Origin of the sequence: Tardiphaga sp. 285_C5_N1_2, from assembly GCF_052076065.1 — a bacterium.
GTDB classification, from domain to species: domain Bacteria; phylum Pseudomonadota; class Alphaproteobacteria; order Rhizobiales; family Xanthobacteraceae; genus Tardiphaga; species Tardiphaga robiniae.
This window is the reverse complement of sequence record NZ_CP197241.1, coordinates 5,561,719-5,579,835: the sequence shown is the minus strand read 5'-3', so window position 1 is coordinate 5,579,835 and position 18,117 is coordinate 5,561,719. Positions and strand designations below refer to the sequence as shown.

The 18,117-nt window shown below is 62.4% G+C and carries 17 protein-coding genes; 5 read left to right on the top strand and 12 right to left on the bottom strand.

The features are described 5' to 3' along the window. Nucleotides 1-35: 35 nt before the first annotated feature. The 4 genes from AB7951_RS26385 to AB7951_RS26370 all read right to left on the bottom strand — a co-directional run bounded on the left by AB7951_RS26385 (nt 36) and on the right by AB7951_RS26370 (nt 4,081). Nucleotides 36-1,340, bottom strand: a complete 1,305-nt coding sequence (locus tag AB7951_RS26385; RefSeq protein ID WP_120287862.1) for a PQQ-dependent sugar dehydrogenase — start codon at nt 1,338-1,340, stop codon at nt 36-38. A 136-nt stretch (nt 1,341-1,476) separates the two neighbouring features. Next, the gene (locus AB7951_RS26380) at nt 1,477-1,842 is read right to left on the bottom strand and encodes a response regulator (protein ID WP_158596738.1); all 366 of its coding nucleotides are present in this window, start codon (nt 1,840-1,842) and stop codon (nt 1,477-1,479) included. Nucleotides 1,843-1,941: 99 nt separating this feature from the next. Then, complete coding sequence (locus AB7951_RS26375) at nt 1,942-2,583, bottom strand: response regulator (RefSeq protein ID WP_120287864.1); 642 nt, start codon at nt 2,581-2,583, stop codon at nt 1,942-1,944. Beyond that, nucleotides 2,576-4,081: an ATP-binding protein gene (locus AB7951_RS26370; RefSeq protein WP_441256090.1), complete on the bottom strand. Its 1,506-nt coding sequence runs from the start codon at nt 4,079-4,081 to the stop codon at nt 2,576-2,578. The genes AB7951_RS26375 and AB7951_RS26370 overlap by 8 nt, the downstream gene beginning before the upstream one ends. Nucleotides 4,082-4,347: 266 nt before the next feature. Here AB7951_RS26370 and AB7951_RS26365 point away from each other — a divergent pair, with 266 nt between their 5' ends. The 3 genes from AB7951_RS26365 to AB7951_RS26355 all read left to right on the top strand — a co-directional run bounded on the left by AB7951_RS26365 (nt 4,348) and on the right by AB7951_RS26355 (nt 6,556). Then, nucleotides 4,348-4,905, top strand: a complete 558-nt coding sequence (locus AB7951_RS26365) for a helix-turn-helix domain-containing protein (protein WP_120287866.1) — start codon at nt 4,348-4,350, stop codon at nt 4,903-4,905. Nucleotides 4,906-5,037: 132 nt separating this feature from the next. Beyond that, nucleotides 5,038-5,352 carry a hypothetical protein gene (locus AB7951_RS26360; RefSeq protein WP_120287867.1) on the top strand — a complete coding sequence of 105 codons (315 nt, stop codon included), beginning with the start codon at nt 5,038-5,040 and terminating at the stop codon, nt 5,350-5,352. 184 nt (nt 5,353-5,536) lie between these two features. Beyond that, nucleotides 5,537-6,556, top strand: coding sequence for a carbon-nitrogen hydrolase family protein (locus AB7951_RS26355; RefSeq protein WP_120288113.1), 1,020 nt, complete (start codon nt 5,537-5,539; stop codon nt 6,554-6,556). On the opposite strand, the gene AB7951_RS26350 is transcribed toward AB7951_RS26355, so the two are convergent. From AB7951_RS26350 to AB7951_RS26315, 8 genes are all read right to left on the bottom strand, one after another. After that, the gene (locus AB7951_RS26350) at nt 6,553-7,500 is read right to left on the bottom strand and encodes an acetamidase/formamidase family protein (protein ID WP_120287868.1); all 948 of its coding nucleotides are present in this window, start codon (nt 7,498-7,500) and stop codon (nt 6,553-6,555) included. The two genes, AB7951_RS26355 and AB7951_RS26350, sit on opposite strands and share 4 nt — an antisense overlap. 14 nt (nt 7,501-7,514) lie before the next feature. Beyond that, the gene (locus AB7951_RS26345) at nt 7,515-8,291 is read right to left on the bottom strand and encodes an ABC transporter permease (RefSeq protein ID WP_068737726.1); all 777 of its coding nucleotides are present in this window, start codon (nt 8,289-8,291) and stop codon (nt 7,515-7,517) included. Continuing rightward, entirely contained in the window at nt 8,288-9,130 is an 843-nt protein-coding gene (locus tag AB7951_RS26340) for an ABC transporter ATP-binding protein (protein ID WP_120287869.1), read from the bottom strand. The genes AB7951_RS26345 and AB7951_RS26340 overlap by 4 nt, the downstream gene beginning before the upstream one ends. Nucleotides 9,131-9,134: 4 nt before the next feature. Then, entirely contained in the window at nt 9,135-10,562 is a 1,428-nt protein-coding gene (gene allB, locus AB7951_RS26335) for an allantoinase AllB (RefSeq protein WP_120287870.1), read from the bottom strand. 14 nt (nt 10,563-10,576) lie between these two features. Then, on the bottom strand, nt 10,577-11,371 hold the full coding sequence (locus tag AB7951_RS26330; RefSeq protein WP_089266670.1) for an SDR family NAD(P)-dependent oxidoreductase: 795 nt from the start codon (nt 11,369-11,371) through the stop codon (nt 10,577-10,579). A 189-nt stretch (nt 11,372-11,560) separates the two neighbouring features. Continuing rightward, nucleotides 11,561-12,610 (bottom strand): ABC transporter substrate-binding protein, encoded by a 1,050-nt coding sequence (locus AB7951_RS26325; RefSeq protein ID WP_120287871.1) that lies wholly within the window; start codon nt 12,608-12,610, stop codon nt 11,561-11,563. Nucleotides 12,611-12,816: 206 nt separating this feature from the next. Further along, nucleotides 12,817-14,274 carry an amidohydrolase family protein gene (locus AB7951_RS26320; protein ID WP_120287872.1) on the bottom strand — a complete coding sequence of 486 codons (1,458 nt, stop codon included), beginning with the start codon at nt 14,272-14,274 and terminating at the stop codon, nt 12,817-12,819. Further along, a complete protein-coding gene (locus tag AB7951_RS26315; RefSeq protein ID WP_120287873.1) occupies nt 14,274-15,326 on the bottom strand; it encodes an ABC transporter substrate-binding protein in 1,053 nt (350 codons plus the stop codon). The genes AB7951_RS26320 and AB7951_RS26315 overlap by 1 nt, the downstream gene beginning before the upstream one ends. 166 nt (nt 15,327-15,492) lie before the next feature. Between AB7951_RS26315 and AB7951_RS26310 the strand changes: the two genes are divergently transcribed. Both AB7951_RS26310 and AB7951_RS26305 read left to right on the top strand, forming a co-directional pair. After that, nucleotides 15,493-16,401 carry a LysR family transcriptional regulator gene (locus tag AB7951_RS26310; protein WP_120287874.1) on the top strand — a complete coding sequence of 303 codons (909 nt, stop codon included), beginning with the start codon at nt 15,493-15,495 and terminating at the stop codon, nt 16,399-16,401. Between the two features lie 88 nt (nt 16,402-16,489). Next, nucleotides 16,490-18,115, top strand: coding sequence for an ATP-binding cassette domain-containing protein (locus AB7951_RS26305; RefSeq protein WP_441256089.1), 1,626 nt, complete (start codon nt 16,490-16,492; stop codon nt 18,113-18,115). The last annotated feature ends 2 nt before the right edge of the window (nt 18,116-18,117 follow it).

Genomic DNA, 18,117 nt, shown 5'->3' with positions numbered 1-18,117 from the left:
CGTGCTCCACGAGCCTGCCGGTCTATTCCGCGCCCTTAGGCCGCGGCCGTCACACGCCAGATCACGTCGCCCACATCGTCGGCCACCAGCAACGCGCCGTCCGGGGTGAGGGTGACGCCGACAGGGCGTCCATAAGACACCTTCTCGTCGGGTGCGAGGAAGCCCGACAGAATATCCCGCGGCGGCCCGGACGGCTTGCCGTTCACGAACGGGATGAAGACGACCTTGTAGCCGCTGAGCGTGCTGCGATTCCATGAGCCGTGCTGGCCGATGACCATGCCGTCCGGAAATCCCGGTAGCGTGCCGGCCGGCAGCCAGCACAGTCCGAGCGAGGCGGTGTGGCCGCCCAGCGCATAGTCGGGGGTGATCGCAGTGGCCACCAGTGCCGGATCCTGCGGCACGCGGTCATCCACCGTCTTGCCCCAGTAGCAATAGGGCCAGCCATAAAAGCCGCCGTCGCGCACCGAGGTCAGGTAATCCGGCGGCGTCTCGTCGCCGAGGCCGTCGCGCTCATTGACCACGGTCCATAGCGCGCCGGTCGTCGGCTCCCAAGCGAGGCCGACGGGGTTGCGCAAGCCGGCGCCGAAGATGCGGCTCTTGCCCGTCGCAATATCGAGCTCATAGACGGCGGCGCGGCCTTCTTCGACCTCCATGCCGCCTTCGGCGATGTTGCTCAGCGAACCGACGCCGATATAGAGCTTGCTGCCATCCGGGCTCGGCAGGATGCTCCGCGTCCAGTGGCCGCCGGATTTGAAATTGGTGAGTTTCTTGCCCGGGGCGGTGATGCTGTCCGCGCCCGCCACATAGGGGAAAGCCACCACGCCATCGACATTGCCGACATAGAACGTGTCGTTCAGCAGCGCCATACCGAAGGGTTGGTTCAGTCCCTCCATGAAGGTTTGGCTGGTCTCGGCGACGCCATCGCCATCCCGGTCGCGCAGCAGCGTGATGCGGTTGGCGCTGATGCCAAGCGCGGCGGCCCGCCGCATCGTCGCCTGCATCGCATAGCCGAACATGTTGCGGACGGGACCGGCAACCTGCGTCGCCTCGGCGATGAGGACGTCGCCATTGGGCAGCACGTTGATCCAGCGCGGATGTTTCAGGCCGGTCGCAAAGGCGTTGACCTTGAGCCCGGGCGCGACAACTGGCTTCTGCCCCGCGGCCCAGCCCTGAGCGGTGGGCATCTTCAATGTGGGGATGGCGCCTTGCGGCTTGGCCTCTGGCACAACGGGCGCGCTGCCCCAGGCGGGCGCGTGTGTATTGCCCTGCAGGCGGCGCCACTGCAGCGCCGCGCCGCCGATGACCGCAACGACGCGCGCAAAAACTCCAGACAAACTCATGTCATTCCCCCATGTAAGTGCGCGCACACTATCCGACACCTACGCGGGTTAAAACCGCCGCGTGACGGCGTGCAGGGCATGCGAGCCCGTCATTCATGGGGGATCGGCGCCATGACGACCGGGGCGGTGCGGGCGGCTATGGCGCCGCGATGGCCTGGTTGATGCAGGCGGCTAGTTCGTCGACTTCGAACGGCTTGTTGAGGACGCAGGGCGTGCTGCCCAGTCGCGCGCGCACTTTCTCTTCGGAATTGGCCGTGATGAAAATGACCGGCGTCTGGTTCTTGTCCGAGCGCATGCGCTCATAGAGGTCGATGCCGGTGAGGCCCGGCATTTCGACGTCGGTCACTACGCATGACGTAGCGAGCACCGACGGCGATGTCAGAAACGCTTCGGCGGATTCGAAGCTGAGGACGATAAAGCCCAGCGATCGCAGCAGGCTTTCAAGCGCGCGGCGAACCGACGAGGAATCGTCGATGATGGCAATGGCATGTTCAGAGTTCAACGCAATCTCCACACGGCGGCTTTGACAGCGACCCCAGTGTTGAGCCGTTTCGCCCAGAATATTGTCAAATAACGCCGTGCAGCGAAATCATACTGAGGTTTATCGGGAGGTACCGGGAGCTGGTTTCATGCCGATTGCCTCGGCCATGCGCACCAGGGAGGCGAAGGATTTTGCGTCCATCTTCTTCATCATCTTGCCGCGATGGATCTTAACCGTAATTTCGCTGAGGTTCAGCTTTGCGGCGATCTGCTTGTTCAGCAACCCCGCGGTGGCAAATTCCATCACCTCGCGTTCCCGCGCACTCAAAGTGCCGAAACGCTCCTTGATATCGGCCAGTCCGTCGCGCTCCTGCCGCGCCTTGCGGTCGCGCTCCACAGCGCCCGCGACGGCATCGAGCATTTCCTGATCGCGAAACGGCTTGGCGAGAAAATCGACGGCGCCGGCCTTCATGGCGCGGACCGTCATCGGCACATCGGCATGCCCGGTCATGAAGACGATAGGCGTATTGCCGCCGAGATCCGCAAGGCGCTTCTGAAAATCGAGGCCGCTGACGATCGGCAGCCGGATATCGAGGACAAGACAGCTGGCCCTGGCGAGAATGTCGCTCTCGAGAAGCTCGACCGCAGAGGAGGCGAAACTGACTTCATATCCAACCGAGCGCAGCAGACTGCCAACCGCGGTGCGGATGGCGGCTTCGTCGTCCACGACGACGACCAAAGGTGCTTCTGCGTCGTTAGGCAAGGTTGCCGGATCCTTCTGCGGTGGCCGTCGGTATCACGAAATGAAAGGTGGTTCCACCACTCTCGTTTCGTTCCGCCCAGATGCGTCCGTGATGCGACTCGATGATGGATCGGGAGATCGAGAGGCCGATGCCCATCCCCTCGGCCTTTGTCGTGAAGAACGGCGCGAACAGGCGTTGCATATGGTCGTCCGGGATACCCGATCCTGAATCGCGTACCGAGACGAGAATTCCCCGCGTCGCATCGAATGCCGACCACACCCTCAGCTCCTTCGTCGCACTCGCCTTCATGGCGTGGGCGGCGTTGTTGACGAGATTCATCAGCACCTGCTGAAGCTGCACCTCGTCGCCGGCGATGGTGGGTAGATCGGGTGTCAGGTCGAGGGCTACTGAAATCTGGTGCTGTGCCAGATCGCGCTGAACCATCGCCAGTACCTGCGTGACGATGGCGTTGACGTCGACCGGACCGCGCGCCAACTCGCCCTTCACGGCGAGCGACCTCAGCCGGTGAATAATGTCGCCGGCCCTGCGCCCCTCTTGCACGACTTCCTTGAGACAGGCCGTGGTTTCGCCGAGATCGGGCCGTTCCCGCGATAGCCAGCGCAAGGCCGCCTCTGCATTGGTCACCACGGCGGCAAGTGGCTGATTGACCTCGTGGCCGATCGATGCCGTCAAGGCACCCAAGGTCGCGATGCGCGACACGCGGGTGAGTTCTGCGATGCTCTGCTGGAGTGCTTGCTCGGCTGCGATCTTGGCGGTGACATCGAGCGAATTGATCAGGACGGAGCGAGACCGATCGGTGGGGAAGGCTGCCGTGACGATGGTAGTGCGCAACTCGCCGTTGACGGCACGGATGGCCGCTTCAATCGTGAATGAGCTTTCTCCCGCAAGAAATGCGAGCAGGATTTCGCGAAAGGCGACCAAGGTCTCCGGCTCAAGTGCTGCATCCCAGGACTGCTGAACGTTCTTCTGGTCGAGATCGCCGATCAATTGCTTCGCGGCGTCATTCGCGTCGAGGGTTCGCACCAGAAACAGGCAATGTTTGAGGAAGCCCTCATTGGCGATGAGATAGTCGCGCAATCGGGGAATGCCTTGTTGCAGAATCGGCGCGCAGGCATTGGCCGCTTCCGTGAAGTCCTGCTCCCAGATGGCAACACTCGTGCCTTGAAAGATGTTGCGATAGCGCTCTTCGCTCTGCCGAAGCCTTGCGTCCGACATCCTGATCTGGACGCAGAGCACGGCGGCGATGGCAATGGCGAGCGCGCTGACGGCGCCGCGCAACATTGCTCCCTCATTGGGGTCGTTCGCGTGACCGATCAGATAACCGAGGATTGTCAGGCCGATGCAACCGAGGGCGATCAGGATGATGCCCATGACATTGGTGAAACGGAGCGCCATCAGCAGCACGACGATATAAAGCGCCGCGACAGCGATCTCGAATGTGCTGAAGGCGTCGAACGCGAAAATACCTGCAGCAAGGATAGCTGTCGCAATGGCCATGGGCAGCTGTGAGGGGCGGTGCACCCGATCAGAATTGGTCATTTGAGCCGCAAAATAGGAAGCAGGGCGTGCGTCCTGCAGGGAATGGTGAAGTCGTCTGAAGTCGGTGGCGTCTCGCCCAGGATAAACCTTGGTATAGGGCGGGATTACCTTCGTTTCTTGAATCTCTATCCTCGTAGAATGGTTAGCGCGGCCGGAATCTCTCATCCTTGGATCGTCGAAGTCATCGCGATGTCGATGTCATTCACCACCCAAAGGAGACCGATATGCTGCTCGATTCACAGTCCCAGAATTCTGACTCGTTTGCCGGTGTATTGTCTGACGCAAGTTCTACGACGGTCGCCCAGCTCCTGCTAGATGCACGGCAAGCGATTGGATCGGATGTCGGTGCGGCTCTTCGCTGCATCAAGCGGGCTGCATCGCTGCTCGAGGCGCCCTCCCAACCGTCGTCCGTCAGCCCCGCGAGGGGCGGCCTCGCACGCTGGCAGGCGGAGCGGATCAAGCGCCACATTGATTCAAATCTGGATGAGGCGATCCAAGTATCGGATCTCGCGAGTCTCGCTCGCCTGAGTTGCGGCTACTTCTCAAATGCGTTCAAGACCACCTTTGGCCAATCTCCCCATGCCTATATCGTCTCCCGCCGTCTGACGCGTGCGATGGAGCTGATGACATCCAGCAGCAAGTCACTCTGCGAGATCGCCATCGATTGTGGCTTCTCCGATCAGGCCCACATGTGCCGCCAGTTTCGCCGCGCGACCGGGGCCAGCCCCAACGTCTGGCGCCGCGACAACATGATGATGTCCGCACTCGCAACACAGCAGTGATGCTGCTCGGGGAGTATCCAGAAACGGGCCACGGACGCTTGCATGATCGTTCCCGCCTTTGACGAATAGTTCGCATCGACGCTCCACCCGAAGATATCTCGCTACCTCAACCATGATGAAAGGATCGCTCAAATGTCTGCGCGCAAGACGATGATGAAATCGGCCCGGCGGTGGCTCTTGGTGCCCGCATCCGTAGCTTTCGTGATGCTGACCTCCATGGCGGAGAGCTCGGCGGCATCGGACAAGGCCTATCGCTGGATCGGAGATCCCCGGCTATCGACCGATATCAGCGCAGCCCGCCGTGTACAGCAGCGACGTGTCAATGCTCCCGCTCGCGTGACTGTTCCTTCCGTTGCTCCGCCGGTGCGGTTGATGGATTCCTATGCGAGTGCGCCGACAAGCTATGGCTACGGCATCGGCGATAACTCCCGAAACCAGACGTGGTGAAGCGAGGCGCCCAGCCAGGCCCGACCCTCGAAGCATAGTGGTCCGTGCACCCCGGGTTGCAGAAATGCCCCGTGGTCCCGCGGCTCCGAATGGGTAGGTTCCTCCTCGAACATGGTTCAGCGACGTTTCCGGGCCTTCGACGAGCCTGAGACATCGCTGCATCGATGCAAGAGGAAGAATGACGATGTCGTCACAGGTTAAAGTCGCTGCGGTCCATGCTGCGCCGATATTTCTCGATCGCGCGGCCACCACGGCGAAGGCGATTTCGATCATTCGCGAGGCTGCTGCCGCAGGCGCGCAGCTGATCGCATTTCCTGAAACCTATATCCCGGCCTTCCCGGTCTGGGCAGCCCTATGGGCGCCGATCGAGAATCACGATCTGTTCGTGACGATGGCCGAACAGTCGGTCTCGATTGCAGGTCCGGAAATGGCCGCCTTGCGCAACGAGGCGCGGGCGCTTGGCGTGACCGTCTCGATGGGCATCAGCGAAAGCTCGCCGGTCAGCGTCGGCCTGATCTGGAACAGCAATGTCCTGATCGGGCCCGACGGCAACATTCTCAACCATCATCGCAAGCTGGTGCCGACATTCTACGAGAAGCTGATCTGGGCTGCCGGCGATGGCGCGGGCCTCCGTGTCGCCGATACGCCCGTGGGCCGTGTCGGCAATCTTATCTGCGGGGAGAACACCAATCCGCTGGCACGCTATACGCTGATGGCGCAGGCCGAGCAGATCCACATTTCGAGTTGGCCGCCGATGTGGCCTACGCGTAAGCCGAGCAGCGGCGGTAATTTCAACAATGTCGCCGCCAATCGCATTCGTGCCAGCGCGCATTCCTTCGAGGCCAAGGCTTTCGGCATCGTCACCGCCGGTTATATGGACAAGGCAATGCGCGACTTCCTGATCGCGCGGGATCCCGATGTGGTCGATGTGATCGATCGCACGCAGCGCGCGGCCAGCTTCTTCGTCGACCCGACCGGCGAAGTGCTCGGCGACATGCTGCAGGACGAGGAGGGCATCGCCTATGCCGAATTCGACCTGCGCCGCTGCATCGAGCCGAAGCAGTTCCACGACGTGGTCGGCTATTACAATCGTTTCGACGTGTTCGATCTCACCATCAATCGCAAGCGTCTCGTGCCGGCGACCTTCGTCGACAAGATCGACGACGAAGAGGTCGCGTTTGAGCCGGCCGAGCGCGCGGTTTAGCCCTTCGACTGGTTCAGCACCGCATGCGGCATCATCACATGGATGCCCTTGTCGAGATTGACCAGCTGGGTGACGCGGACATCGGCGGCGAGACTGCAGAGCATATAGGCATCGTCGGGCGTCAGTGTTGTGCGTGCGACGATCATGCTGACCATCCGGCGGAGCGCGATACGTGCGGCTTCGTCGAGATCGGGATCGAAGGCCATCGAGATGAGGTGATCCTTCGTCTCGGCATAGGGTGCCTCCAACTGCGCATTCTTGACGAGATCGATCTTGAACGTGCCGGTGAGGCCGGTCTCGACGGCGGTCACACAGACTTCGCCGTCGCCCTGCACGGCGTGACCGTCACCGCAGGAGAACAGGCCACCCTCGGTCCAGACAGGAAGATAGAGAACGCAGCCTGCACCGAGCTCCTTGTTGTCGATATTGCCGCCAAAATGCGAGGGCATGGTCGTGCTGACCCGGCCAACCGCAGGTTTCGGCGCGGTACCCATCACACCGAAGAACGGCAGCGCCTTTAGCGTGATGCCCCATGGCGTCTTCACCACGCCATTAGCTCGATCAAGTCCGATATGGACGCGGCGGAAATAGTCGAAGTCGTCGGGCAGCGTGCCCATGCCGGGCTTGAAGAGCGTATAGCCCCAGTCATCCGCGAGCTGGACATCAAGGATCTCGACACGCAATGCGTCACCCGGTTGGGCGCCGCGCACGGCGACGGGTCCGGTGAGGATATGCGGCCCGAGTTCTGGCGTGACGGCATCCAGGATGGCGACAAGTTCGGGGCGGATGGTCATGCCCGCTTCTGTCGGGAGGTTCTCGCGCGTGCCGCTGACGCTTGTGATCGTGACCGTCTCGCCGGGATCGATGGTGGCGATCGGCTTCAGCGTGGCGTCGAAATAACCCCAATGAACGGTCGTCGGGCTCGGAAGCAGTGTCTGCGTCATGGAATGTCCTGTGTTCAGCCGCCGGCGGCGAAACTGTCGCTGCGCACGGCCCAGCCGGTGACGCGCGCCTCGATCAGCGAGAACACAATATACAAACCGACGCCCAATGCAGCCAGAATGAACAGGCCGGCGAACACCAGCGGCACATCGAAGCTGGACGACGCGATCATCATCAGATTGCCGATGCCGCGATTGGAGGCCACGGTCTCTGAAATCACCGTGCCGACGAAAGCCAGCGTCGCAGCCACCTTCAGTGAGGCGAAGAAGTACGGCATGGTGCGCGGCAGCCCCACATTCCACAGAATTTCCAGCTTGGTCGCGCGCAGCGTCTTCATGACATCCTGCAATTCGGGCTCTGTGGCCGCAAGGCCGGTGGCGACGTTCACGACGATCGGAAAGATGCACATGATCATCGCGGTGAGGATCGCCGGCACGGTGCCCGCGCCGAACCACAGTACGAAGATCGGCACCACCGCGACTTTCGGGATCGACGAGAATCCCACCAGCATCGGATAGGCGACGTCATAGGCCAGCTTCGACGAGCCGATCAGCATGCCCAGGAGAATGCCGATCGCGATGCCGAAGCCGAACCCAACCATGGTTGTGTACAGCGTCTGCAGCGCATGCGGCCAGATCGCGGGGAAGCGCGTCCAGAGCGTCGCAAGCACCTGGCTCGGCCGCGGCAGCACGATGTCCGAGACATGGAACATCAGGCACAACAATTCCCACAGTACGAAGAAGCCGATGATGCAGGCGGTGGACATGACCTGGCGGCGGACGCGTTCGCTCATGACACGATCTCCTGAACGGCGCGAGCCGCGACGATGCGCTGGCGCAGGCGCTGGGTCAGCGTGACGAAATCCGGCTCGAACGACACGTCGATGGTGCGCGGCCGCGCGAACGGCACCGCGCTGTCATCGACGATGCGGCCGGGCCGCGCCTGCATCACGCAGATGCGCGACGCCAGATAGGCGGCTTCCTTGAGGTCGTGGGTGACCAGCAGCACCGTCGGGCGCTTCTCGATCCACAGGTTCTGCATGATCTCCCATAACTCCTCGCGGGTGAACTGGTCGAGCGCGCCGAACGGCTCGTCGAGCAGCAGCAAGGTCGGATCATGAATCAGCGCCCGGCACAACGAGGCGCGCTGCTGCATGCCGCCGGAGAGCTGCCAGGGAAATTTGTCGCCGAAGCCGCCGAGGCCGACCTGCGTCAGAGAGGCCTCGACGCGGTCGCGATATTCGGTCTTGCGCTTGGCGCGGAACGCTTCCTTGAACGGCGGCACGATCTTGAGCGGCAACATCACATTGTCGCGTATGTTCAGCCACGGCAGCAGCGTGGGGTTCTGGAACGCCATGCCGATTCGTGCCGCGCCCGCGCCGATTTCGCGGCCGGCAACGAACACGTTGCCCTGGGTTGCATTCAGCGTGCCGGCCACCAGTTTCAGAATCGTCGACTTGCCGCAGCCGGACGGACCGACCAGGGCAACGAATTCGCCCTTGTCTATGCGTAGCGACGTCTCGACCAGCGCGGTCACGGCGTTCTTCGCCGTGCCGAAGGTGACGCGCACCTTTTCGAGCTCGATCACATTGTCCGCAGCGCGGGGCTTTGGGTGGGCGAGCGGTGCGTTCATCGGGTCAGGCTTTCTGCACGGAGGTGATCGCGGCCATGGTCGAGTCGGTGTTGGCCGGCATCGCCGGCGGCATCTGCTGGATCGCATGCACCGATTGCCCGGTGCCGCGGGCTTCCTCTTGCAAGATCCGGTCCTTCATCGCGAAGCGGCCGCGCACGATGGTATGGATCGGCAGTGCCGAGGCCTTGCGGCCATGCCACGGCGAAATCTTCGCGCGCGACTGGATCATCGCGTCGTCGACGGTCCATTCGCGCTTGAGGTCGACGATGGCGATATCGGCATCGGATCCCACCGTCAGCGTACCCTTGCGTGGATACAGGCCCCAGATCTTGGCGGGGCTCTCGGCGCTCCAGCGCACGTAGTCGTTGATGGTGGCGCGGCCCTTGTTGATCTCGGTCAGCATCAGCGGCATCTGGGTCTCGACGCCGGGAAAGCCGCAGTCGACGGTCCAGATGTCCGGCCGGGTCTTCTCGTCCGGTGCATGTGGCGCATGGTCGGTGGCGATCATATCGATCGTGCCATCCATCAGCGCGTTCCACAGCGGCTGCTGGTTGGGCTTTTCGCGCACCGGCGGATTGACGCGCACGACGCCGCCGAATTTGTCGTAATCGGTCTCCGACAGCAGCAGATATTGCGGGCAGGTCTCGCCGGTAATGTCGACGCCCCGCGCCTTGGCTTCGGCCAGCGGCTGCAATTCGGCAGCGGAGGAAATGTGCAGCACGTGGATGCGCGCACCGGTCCATTCGGCGAGGATCGCCGCGCGAGCGACGGCCTCGACGGCGACGACGGCGGGCCGTGCTGCCAGATGCGCGATCGATTCGATGCGTCCGCTGGCACGCAGCCGTGCTTCGCGGCGCTCCATGATGGAATTGGTCTCGGCATGCAGCGAGATGCGCTTGCCGGTCGGGGCCACCACTTCGAAGGCTTCCAGCATCGCGCCGGTGGTCGGCGAGGGGATGCGGCCGAAAGTGTTGCCCATATAGAGCTTGAAGCCGATCACGCCGCCATCGATCAGCGCGTCGACATGTTCGATGCTGTCTTCGCCCAGCACCGCATAGAGCCCGTAGTCGACATAGGCCTTGGCAGAAGCGATCTTGTGCTTGTCGGCCAGCGCTTCCGCATTGTTGATGGTCGGCAGCGTGTTGGGCATGTCGAACACGGTGGTGACGCCGCCAAAGGCCGCGGCGGCGGTGCCGCTGGCAAAGTCTTCCTTCTGCGGATAGCCGGGGTCGCGGAAATGCACGTGCACGTCAATGGCGCCGGGCAGAACATGAAGGCCCGTGGCGTCGAGTATCTGCGTCGCCGGCGGCATCGCCTCCGGCGCGCCGATGGCGTGGATCACGCCGTCCTTGATGGCGATGCTAGCCCCGTAACTTGCATCGGGCGATACGATGGTGCCGCCATTGATGACCAGATCGACCTTGTCGCTCATGTTAGCCCCCTCGCTCACAGCATGGCCCAACCGCCATCGACCGGCAGGTCGACGCCGGTAATCTGGCGCGAGACGTCGCTGGCCAGAAACAGACAGGCATTGGCGACGTCGGCATCGACGGTGACGCGGCGCAGCGCGTAGTCCATGGCGTGACGCTCGGCGGCTTCCTGTTCGGTGATGCCGAGCTTCAGCGCCATGTCGCGGCAGACCTTGTCGCGAAAGCGCGGGCCATCGACCATGCCAGGCGCCACGCAATTGACGTTGATGTTGTGCGGGCCGACCTCGAGCGCGAAGCTCTTGGTGATGCCGCGCAGACCCCATTTCGAGGCCGAGTAGGCCATGCGGCCGGCGCGGCCGCGCATGCCGAAGGTGCCGCCAACATTGACGATCTTGCCGTAGCGCTGATCGATCATGGTCGGCAACGCCGCGCGCATGGAGTGGAAGCAACCGTTCATATTGAGTGTGACGATCTCGTCGAACTCCTCCGGCGTGGTTTGCACCCCCGTTTTGCCGATCGGGCCGGAGCCGCCGGCGACATTGACAAGAATGTCGATGCGCCCGCCGAACGTCGCCTTGGTCTTCTCCGCCGCGGCCTCGCATTGCTCGGACTTCGTGAGATCGCAGGGAATGACGATCACCTCGCCGCCCTTGGCTTTCACCTCGGCGGCAACCGGCTCGATCGCCGAGGTATCGCGGCCCAGCAGCGCCAGCTTGCAGCCTTGTTCGGCAAAGGCGTGGGTGATGGAGGCGCCCATACCCTTGGCGGGGCCTGTGATCATGACGACGCGATTTTCGAGGGAGAGTTTCATGGTGCTGTCTTTCTTGGGTCGTTTGCTCTGGCCCCTCCACGTCATTGCAAGGAGCAAAGGCGACGCGGCAATCCAGAAGCCATGAGCGCAGGAAGATTGGATTGTTTCGCCCAACGAATTGGCTTCGCCCATTCGCCAGGGCTCGCAATGACGGTTGAGAGGCGATGATGCTGAGGGGCCGGTTCGTCGTTACATCGCGGCCTTGATGGCCGTTGGGCGATCGGCCAGCGGCGGCATGAAGCTGCGGTCGAATACGTCGCCGACCTTCGGCGTGCGTGGCAGCTCCTTGGCGCTGACGAGGATGTCGATCGCCTTGCTCATGCGTTCGTCGCTGATGTCGCCATGGCCGATCTTTGAAATTTCCGGCGAAGTCATTTCGTCGGACAGCGTGGCTTCCAGGCGCGCGCGTTCGATGTCCGGCTTGATCAGCGGTTCGCGCTTCTGCACCGCCTCGATGGCGACTTTGGGATCGGCCATGGCATCCTTGACGCCACGGTTGAGCGCCTTGAGGAAGCCCTTCACGGCGTCGGGGTTCTCCTTGGCAAACTTGCGCGAGACAATGATGGCGTTGGAATACAGATCCATGCCGTAGTCCCCGAACTTGATGAAGCGAATCTCTTTTTCAGGATCGATGCCGATCAGCCTGGCGCTGAAGCGGATGGTGGTGATGTAGCCGAACACGCCATCGACCTGATCCTTCATCAGCATCTGTTCGCGCAGATTCGGCTGCATGTTGGTCACCTCGACCTTGCTGCAGTCGATCTTGGTCGCCGCGCAGAGCGCCGGGAATAGCTTCAGCGCGCCGTCGTTGGCCGCACCGCCGAGCTTGCGTCCGACGAAATCGGCGGGGGTCTTGATTGGACTATCGGCTTTCACGGCCACGGTGAAAGGCGGGCGGTTGTACATCTGGTAGACGCCGATCGGCGCTTCGTCCGGCTTCCTGGCGGCAAGTTCGATCAGCGCATTGATGTCGCCGAAGCCCATGTCATAGGCCCCGTTGGCGACCTGCGGCACCGCCGCACCAGAGCCGTTACCCTGGTCGAAACTGACGTCGAGGCCTTCAGCTTTGAAGTAGCCGCGATCCTGCGCCAGGAAGAACATGCCCTGCGGACCTTCATACTTCCAGTTCAGGACCATCTTGATCTTGGTGTCGGCCTGCGCGGCGACAAACGATCCGGCCGTCACGATCAGTGTCAGGGCAAGCGTCTGCAATCCACGAAATGCATGGCGTCCGGTCATCGGTGTGTTCCTGTTGAGAAGAGTGACACGATCGGCCGGTGGGGTGTCTCTGCCTGCGGCCGCCCTCAGGAACAAGTTAAGCCTATCCGAGTGCGCTTATCTGCTGCTATCTTTTTGCTTAAGCGGTGCAAAAAAGGCCTCACCGGAATCGTCCAGATAACGCGTTGTTCGGGCCGGCGCTTGCAGAGCCGCGAGGCGCAGGCGCGTCAGCAGCATCCGCAAAGGCTTGCCGCAATCACGCCGTCGAGCGCGGCGAGGGCCCCAGCCAGGTTCTGGCCAGAGGGCATGCCGGCGCGCATTTGCGCCAGAATCTCCTGCCGCGCTGCCGTGAAGTCGATCCCGGCGACATGCCCATCGCGCACGATCGTGTGGCCGGCGACGATCACCTCCCGGATATGGCGCGCGGTTGCCCGCGAGAACAGGAGATTGATCGGGTCGAGATCGCTACGCAGCGCGTCGTCGTTGAGCGCGTTCCAGTCCAGCAGCAGCATGTCCGCATCGGCGCGGTGGCGCAGGCCGCCGTCGTTGGCGATATTGGTGACGGCGAAGCGGCCGTTGCTTACGCTTTCATGCAGCGCCCGGTGGCGGGTCACGACTTGATCGAAACCGCTGCCGGCATGAAGCAGATGTGACAGTCGGAGCTCGCGCAGTGCATCGTTGTCGTCGTCGAATGCTTTGCCGTCGATGCCGAGGGCGACCCGGCATCCGGCGGTCCACATCCGGGTCATGGGGGCCAGCCCCGAATGCAGATGCAGGTTGGAGCTGGTATTGACCGAAATGACGACGCCCCGTTCGGCCAGGAGTTCGAGTTCATCGGGCCGGGCCCAGACGCAATGTGCCAGCGTCAGCCGCGGGGACAGCAGACCGATCTCGTCCAGCATGCGGACTACGCCGCCAGGATAATTGGCGTCGCACCACTGGCGTTGATACTTGGTCTCGAGCAGATGCATGTGGACACGGCGGCCGGTGCGTGCCGAGGCGTCGGCGGTCGCCTGCAACAGCGCGTCGCTGCACCACTGCACGCCATTGGGACCATATTGCACATCGAATGTCGGGCCATCGGCGGCGGAGACAATCTCGTCCACTAGCGTCATGTAATCGCGCGGTGACAGCGGCGGACGCGTGAAGCGCTGCGCGATCTCCGCCCGAACGTCCGGCGGCAGCGCTGCCAGCACAGGTTCCGAGGGACCGTAGACCAAAGGATTGCGATCTCTCATTGCCACGGCGAGGCCGGCGCGCACGCCGACATCGCGTGCCGCGCGCGATACCTCGGCCAGTTCGGTCGGCAGATCAGTGAAGCCCTGCACGCGGGTGTAATGGTTCATGACGATACCGGCACCGCCCAGCGCGCTGCTGGCGAACGCGACGCAGGCCGCTACATAGGGATCGACCGCAGGAAACAATGCGAGATAGTGGATCCAGGACTCCAGCGGCTTGGCGTCGGCGCCGATGGAGCTGGTGCGGACCGCGCGGCCGTGGTCGTGGGCATTGACCAAAGCGGGCAGCGCCATGATCGACTCTGCTGCTTCAGTTGTCCGCGCGATCGACTGGATCTTGCCGTCGTGCAGCGCGATCACCTGTGCGCCGGGCATCGGCCCGTCCGGGCCAAGCACATGAGCGCAGGTGATGCGACGCGGCGCGCCGGTGGAGCGAGCCGTTGTCATTACGGCGCGATGGTCGGGGGCATCCGGTCGGGCTTGGCCGGCAGGAACGTATCGTTGAACACGTCGTCGGGCTTCGGTGTTCGCGGCAGTTCGAACGAGGTGACGATGGTGGAGATCGCTGAAGTCAGGCGCTTCTGATCGAGCTCGCCGAGGCCCAGATCCCCGACCTCTGGCGTGTTGATGAAGTTGTTGTAAACGTAGGTCAGGCGCCGCTTCTCGATATCCTTCTTGATCAGCGGTTCCTCGGTGGCGAGCAGGTCGATGGCGGCGTCCGGTGCCTGGACGGTTTCCTTGATCGAGCGGTTAATGGCGCGCAGCAGACCTTTCACCGCCTCCGGATGTTCCTTCAGCAGCTTCTGCGACACCATTACGCCGTTGGAATAGAGGTCGAGGCCGGCGTCAGAATAAAAATTCCAGCGGAAGTCCTTGTCGGGATCGACCTTGAGCGACACCAGGTTGAGATAGCTGGTGGCCGCGAACACCGCGATTGAATCCACTTGGCCCTGCAGCAGCATTTGTTCCTGCAAGGCCGGCGAAACCTGCAGAATGCTGATCTTGCTGTAATCGATGCCGTTCTGCTTGGCGAGCAGCGGCAGTAGTTTCAGCGACGCACTGCCGGAAGGCGAGGCAAGCTTGGATCCCTCGAGATTCTTGAGAGTTTTGATCGGTCCATCCGCCTTGCTGAGCAGCGCGAACGGCGTCTTGTTATAGATCATGTAGACCATCACCGGTGCATCGTCCGGCTTGGTGGCAGCATTCTGAATGATGGCGTTGATATCGCCGAAGCCGGCATCATAAGCGCCCGACATGATCCGCGTGACGGTCGCCGCCGAGCCTTCGCCCTGATCGATCGTCACGTCGAGATTTTCATCTTTGAAGTACCCTTTGGCCTTCGCCCAGTAGTACCACGCATGCAGACCTTGGATTTTCCAGTCGAGGGTAAACTTGATCTTGGTTGGCCCGGCAGCCTGGGCAAGAGTGAGTGTTCCTGCGGCTACGCCCAAGGCTAATACGAGCGTCAGTAATCCACGAAGTGCCCGGCGTTCGGTCATCGATGCTTTCCTGTTGCGAAACGTGACATGATTGGTCGGTGGGCGACGTCGCTCTCGCGACTATCTTCCTGTGTGAATCAGGATAGACCTATTCGAGTGGTCACATCTGCTGCTATCTTTTCCAGTGACCGGTGTGAAAAAGGCATCACTTGAGAGGCGAGGGGCAATGAGGCATCTGCGGTTGCTGACCCATGTGGTCGAAGTGGCCCGCACCGGCTCGATCCGCCGCGCCGCGGAACTGCTCAACTTGACGCCTTCCGCGATGAACCGGCGCATTCAGGACCTCGAAGCCGAAATCGGCACGCCTTTGTTCGAGCGCCGGCCACGGGGCGTGAAGCTGACTACTGCCGGCGAAATGTTCGTGCGCTACGCGCGCAGCCAGATTGCCGATGCCGACCGGATGAGATCGCAGGTCGAGGATCTCAGAGGTCTGCGGCGCGGTCCGATCCAGATCGCCTGCAGCCAGGCGCTGGCGCTGGATTTTCTGGCGCTGCGCGTCGCTGCGTTCCAGAAGAAGCATCCGAAAGTGGTGTTCGACCTCAAGGTGATGGATCACGAGCGCGCGCTGGCCGCGCTGGCGGCTTACGACGTCGATCTCGCTCTGGTGCATCGTCCGGCGATGTGGCCGTCACTGCGCGTCATCGCCAGCCTTCCCCAGCGTCTTGTGGTGATCACCCGCTCGGATCATCCGCTGGCAGCCAAGAAGATGCTGCGCCTCTCCGATTGTGTCGATTATCCCGCAGCCCTGCCGGATCGGACTTTGAGTGGCCGCCAGATTCTCGATGAGGTCACGACCCGGCGCGATCTGCGCCTCAACATGCTCGCGGAGTCAAACTCCTTCGAGATGCTGCGCGGGCTGGTGTTCCGCTGCAACATGATCTCTTTCCAGATCGAGATCGGAGCCCCCACCGGGAACCTCGGAATGGGGCTGGTCGGCCGCCCGATCGATACCCGCGATGTGCCCACCGCCGATCTGGTGCTGTGCCAGCTGCGCGGTCGCACCCTACCGGTAGCCGCGGCGACTTTCGCGGAAATCCTGATGAAGAGCCTGAGCGAGATGCAGGCAGGCACTTAGCTCTTTTGCGGTGCAAAATATCCTTCCTTGAGCGGGCCGGATGCCTTATTGGCAGGCCTCATCCCTGTCTCGTGAGCCCGTAGTTCCCATGATCCGCCTCGACAATATCAGCAAGCAGAACGGTCATCAGATCGTCTTCATCGAAGCCGCCGGCGCGCTGCTGAAGGGTGAGAAGATCGGTCTGGTCGGGCCCAACGGTTCCGGCAAGACGACCCTGTTCCGCATGGTCACCGGCCGCGAACTGCCCGACGAGGGGCAAGTGGTGGTCGAGCGCGGCGTCACCATCGGCTATTTCAGTCAGGATGTCGGCGAAATGTCGGGCCATAGCGCCGTCGCCGAGGTGATGGAGGGCGCCGGCCCCGTCAGCGTGGTCGCGACCGAGCTGAAGGAATTGGAAACGGCCATGGCTGATCCGGACCAGGCCGACAATATGGACACGATCATCGAGCGCTACGGTGAGGTGCAGGCCCGCTTCGAGGAACTCGACGGTTACGCGCTGGAAGGCCGAGCTCGCGAAGTGCTGGCGGGTCTGTCCTTCACGCAGGAAATGATGGACGGCGATGTCGGCAAGCTGTCCGGCGGCTGGAAGATGCGCGTCGCGCTGGCACGCATTCTGTTGATGCGTCCCGATGTGATGCTGCTCGACGAACCCTCGAACCATCTGGATCTCGAAAGCCTGATCTGGCTCGAAGGGTTCCTGAAGGGCTACGAGGGCGCGCTACTCATGACCTCGCATGACCGCGAATTCATGAACCGCATCGTCACCAAGATCATGGAGATCGATGCGGGCTCGCTGACGTCCTATTCCGGCGATTACGAATTCTACGAAGCGCAGCGCGCCATGAACGAGAAGCAGCAGCAGGCGCAATTCGAGCGCCAGCAGGCGATGCTGGCCAAGGAAATCAAGTTCATCGAACGCTTCAAGGCCCGCGCCTCGCATGCCGCGCAGGTGCAGAGCCGCGTCAAGAAGCTCGACAAGATCGAGCGCGTCGAGCCGCCGAAGCGCCGCGAGGTCGTGTCATTCGACTTCCTGCCGGCGCCGCGTTCGGGCGAAGACGTCGTCAGCCTGAAGAACATCCACAAGGCCTATGGCAGCCGTACCATCTATGAAGGGCTGGACTTCTCGGTGCGTCGTAAAGAACGCTGGGCGGTGATGGGTATCAACGGCGCCGGCAAGTCGACACTGTTGAAGCTCGTGACCGGCGCGGCCGAGCCGGACAACGGCGACGTCACCATCGGCGGCAGCGTCAAGCTCGGTTACTTCGCGCAGCACGCGATGGATCTGCTGGATGGCGAGCGCACGATCTTCCAGAATCTCGAGGACTCATTCCCGCAGGCCGGGCAGGGTACGCTGCGTGCGCTCGCCGGCTGCTTCGGCTTCTCCGGTGACGATGTCGAGAAGCGCTGCCGCGTGTTGTCGGGCGGCGAGAAGGCGCGTCTGGTGATGGCCAAGATGCTGTTCGATCCGCCGAATTTCCTGGTGCTCGACGAGCCGACCAACCATCTGGACATGGCCACCAAGGAAATGCTGATCAAGGCGCTCGGCGATTACGAAGGCACCATGCTGTTCGTGTCGCATGACCGCCACTTCCTCGCGGCGCTGTCGAACCGCGTGCTCGAACTGACCCCGGACGGCATCCAGCAATATGGCGGCGGCTATACTGAATATGTCGAACGTACCGGCCAGGAAGCGCCGGGTTTGCATCCGAATTAAGC

Bases quoted from the DNA above. Each gene is read 5' to 3' on its own strand.
- AB7951_RS26310 (WP_120287874.1), top strand. From the start codon at position 15,493: ATGAGGCATCTGCGGTTGCTGACCCATGTGGTCGAAGTGGCCCGCACC.
- AB7951_RS26305 (WP_441256089.1), top strand. From the start codon at position 16,490: ATGATCCGCCTCGACAATATCAGCAAGCAGAACGGTCATCAGATCGTC.
- AB7951_RS26345 (WP_068737726.1), bottom strand. From the start codon at position 8,291: ATGAGCGAACGCGTCCGCCGCCAGGTCATGTCCACCGCCTGCATCATC.
- AB7951_RS26325 (WP_120287871.1), bottom strand. From the start codon at position 12,610: ATGACCGGACGCCATGCATTTCGTGGATTGCAGACGCTTGCCCTGACA.
- AB7951_RS26340 (WP_120287869.1), bottom strand. From the start codon at position 9,130: ATGAACGCACCGCTCGCCCACCCAAAGCCCCGCGCTGCGGACAATGTG.
- AB7951_RS26360 (WP_120287867.1), top strand. From the start codon at position 5,038: ATGTCTGCGCGCAAGACGATGATGAAATCGGCCCGGCGGTGGCTCTTG.
- AB7951_RS26355 (WP_120288113.1), top strand. From the start codon at position 5,537: ATGTCGTCACAGGTTAAAGTCGCTGCGGTCCATGCTGCGCCGATATTT.
- AB7951_RS26315 (WP_120287873.1), bottom strand. From the start codon at position 15,326: ATGACCGAACGCCGGGCACTTCGTGGATTACTGACGCTCGTATTAGCC.
- AB7951_RS26320 (WP_120287872.1), bottom strand. From the start codon at position 14,274: ATGACAACGGCTCGCTCCACCGGCGCGCCGCGTCGCATCACCTGCGCT.
- AB7951_RS26370 (WP_441256090.1), bottom strand. From the start codon at position 4,081: ATGGCCATTGCGACAGCTATCCTTGCTGCAGGTATTTTCGCGTTCGAC.
- AB7951_RS26385 (WP_120287862.1), bottom strand. From the start codon at position 1,340: ATGAGTTTGTCTGGAGTTTTTGCGCGCGTCGTTGCGGTCATCGGCGGC.
- AB7951_RS26350 (WP_120287868.1), bottom strand. From the start codon at position 7,500: ATGACGCAGACACTGCTTCCGAGCCCGACGACCGTTCATTGGGGTTAT.
- allB (WP_120287870.1), bottom strand. From the start codon at position 10,562: ATGAGCGACAAGGTCGATCTGGTCATCAATGGCGGCACCATCGTATCG.
- AB7951_RS26365 (WP_120287866.1), top strand. From the start codon at position 4,348: ATGCTGCTCGATTCACAGTCCCAGAATTCTGACTCGTTTGCCGGTGTA.
- AB7951_RS26330 (WP_089266670.1), bottom strand. From the start codon at position 11,371: ATGAAACTCTCCCTCGAAAATCGCGTCGTCATGATCACAGGCCCCGCC.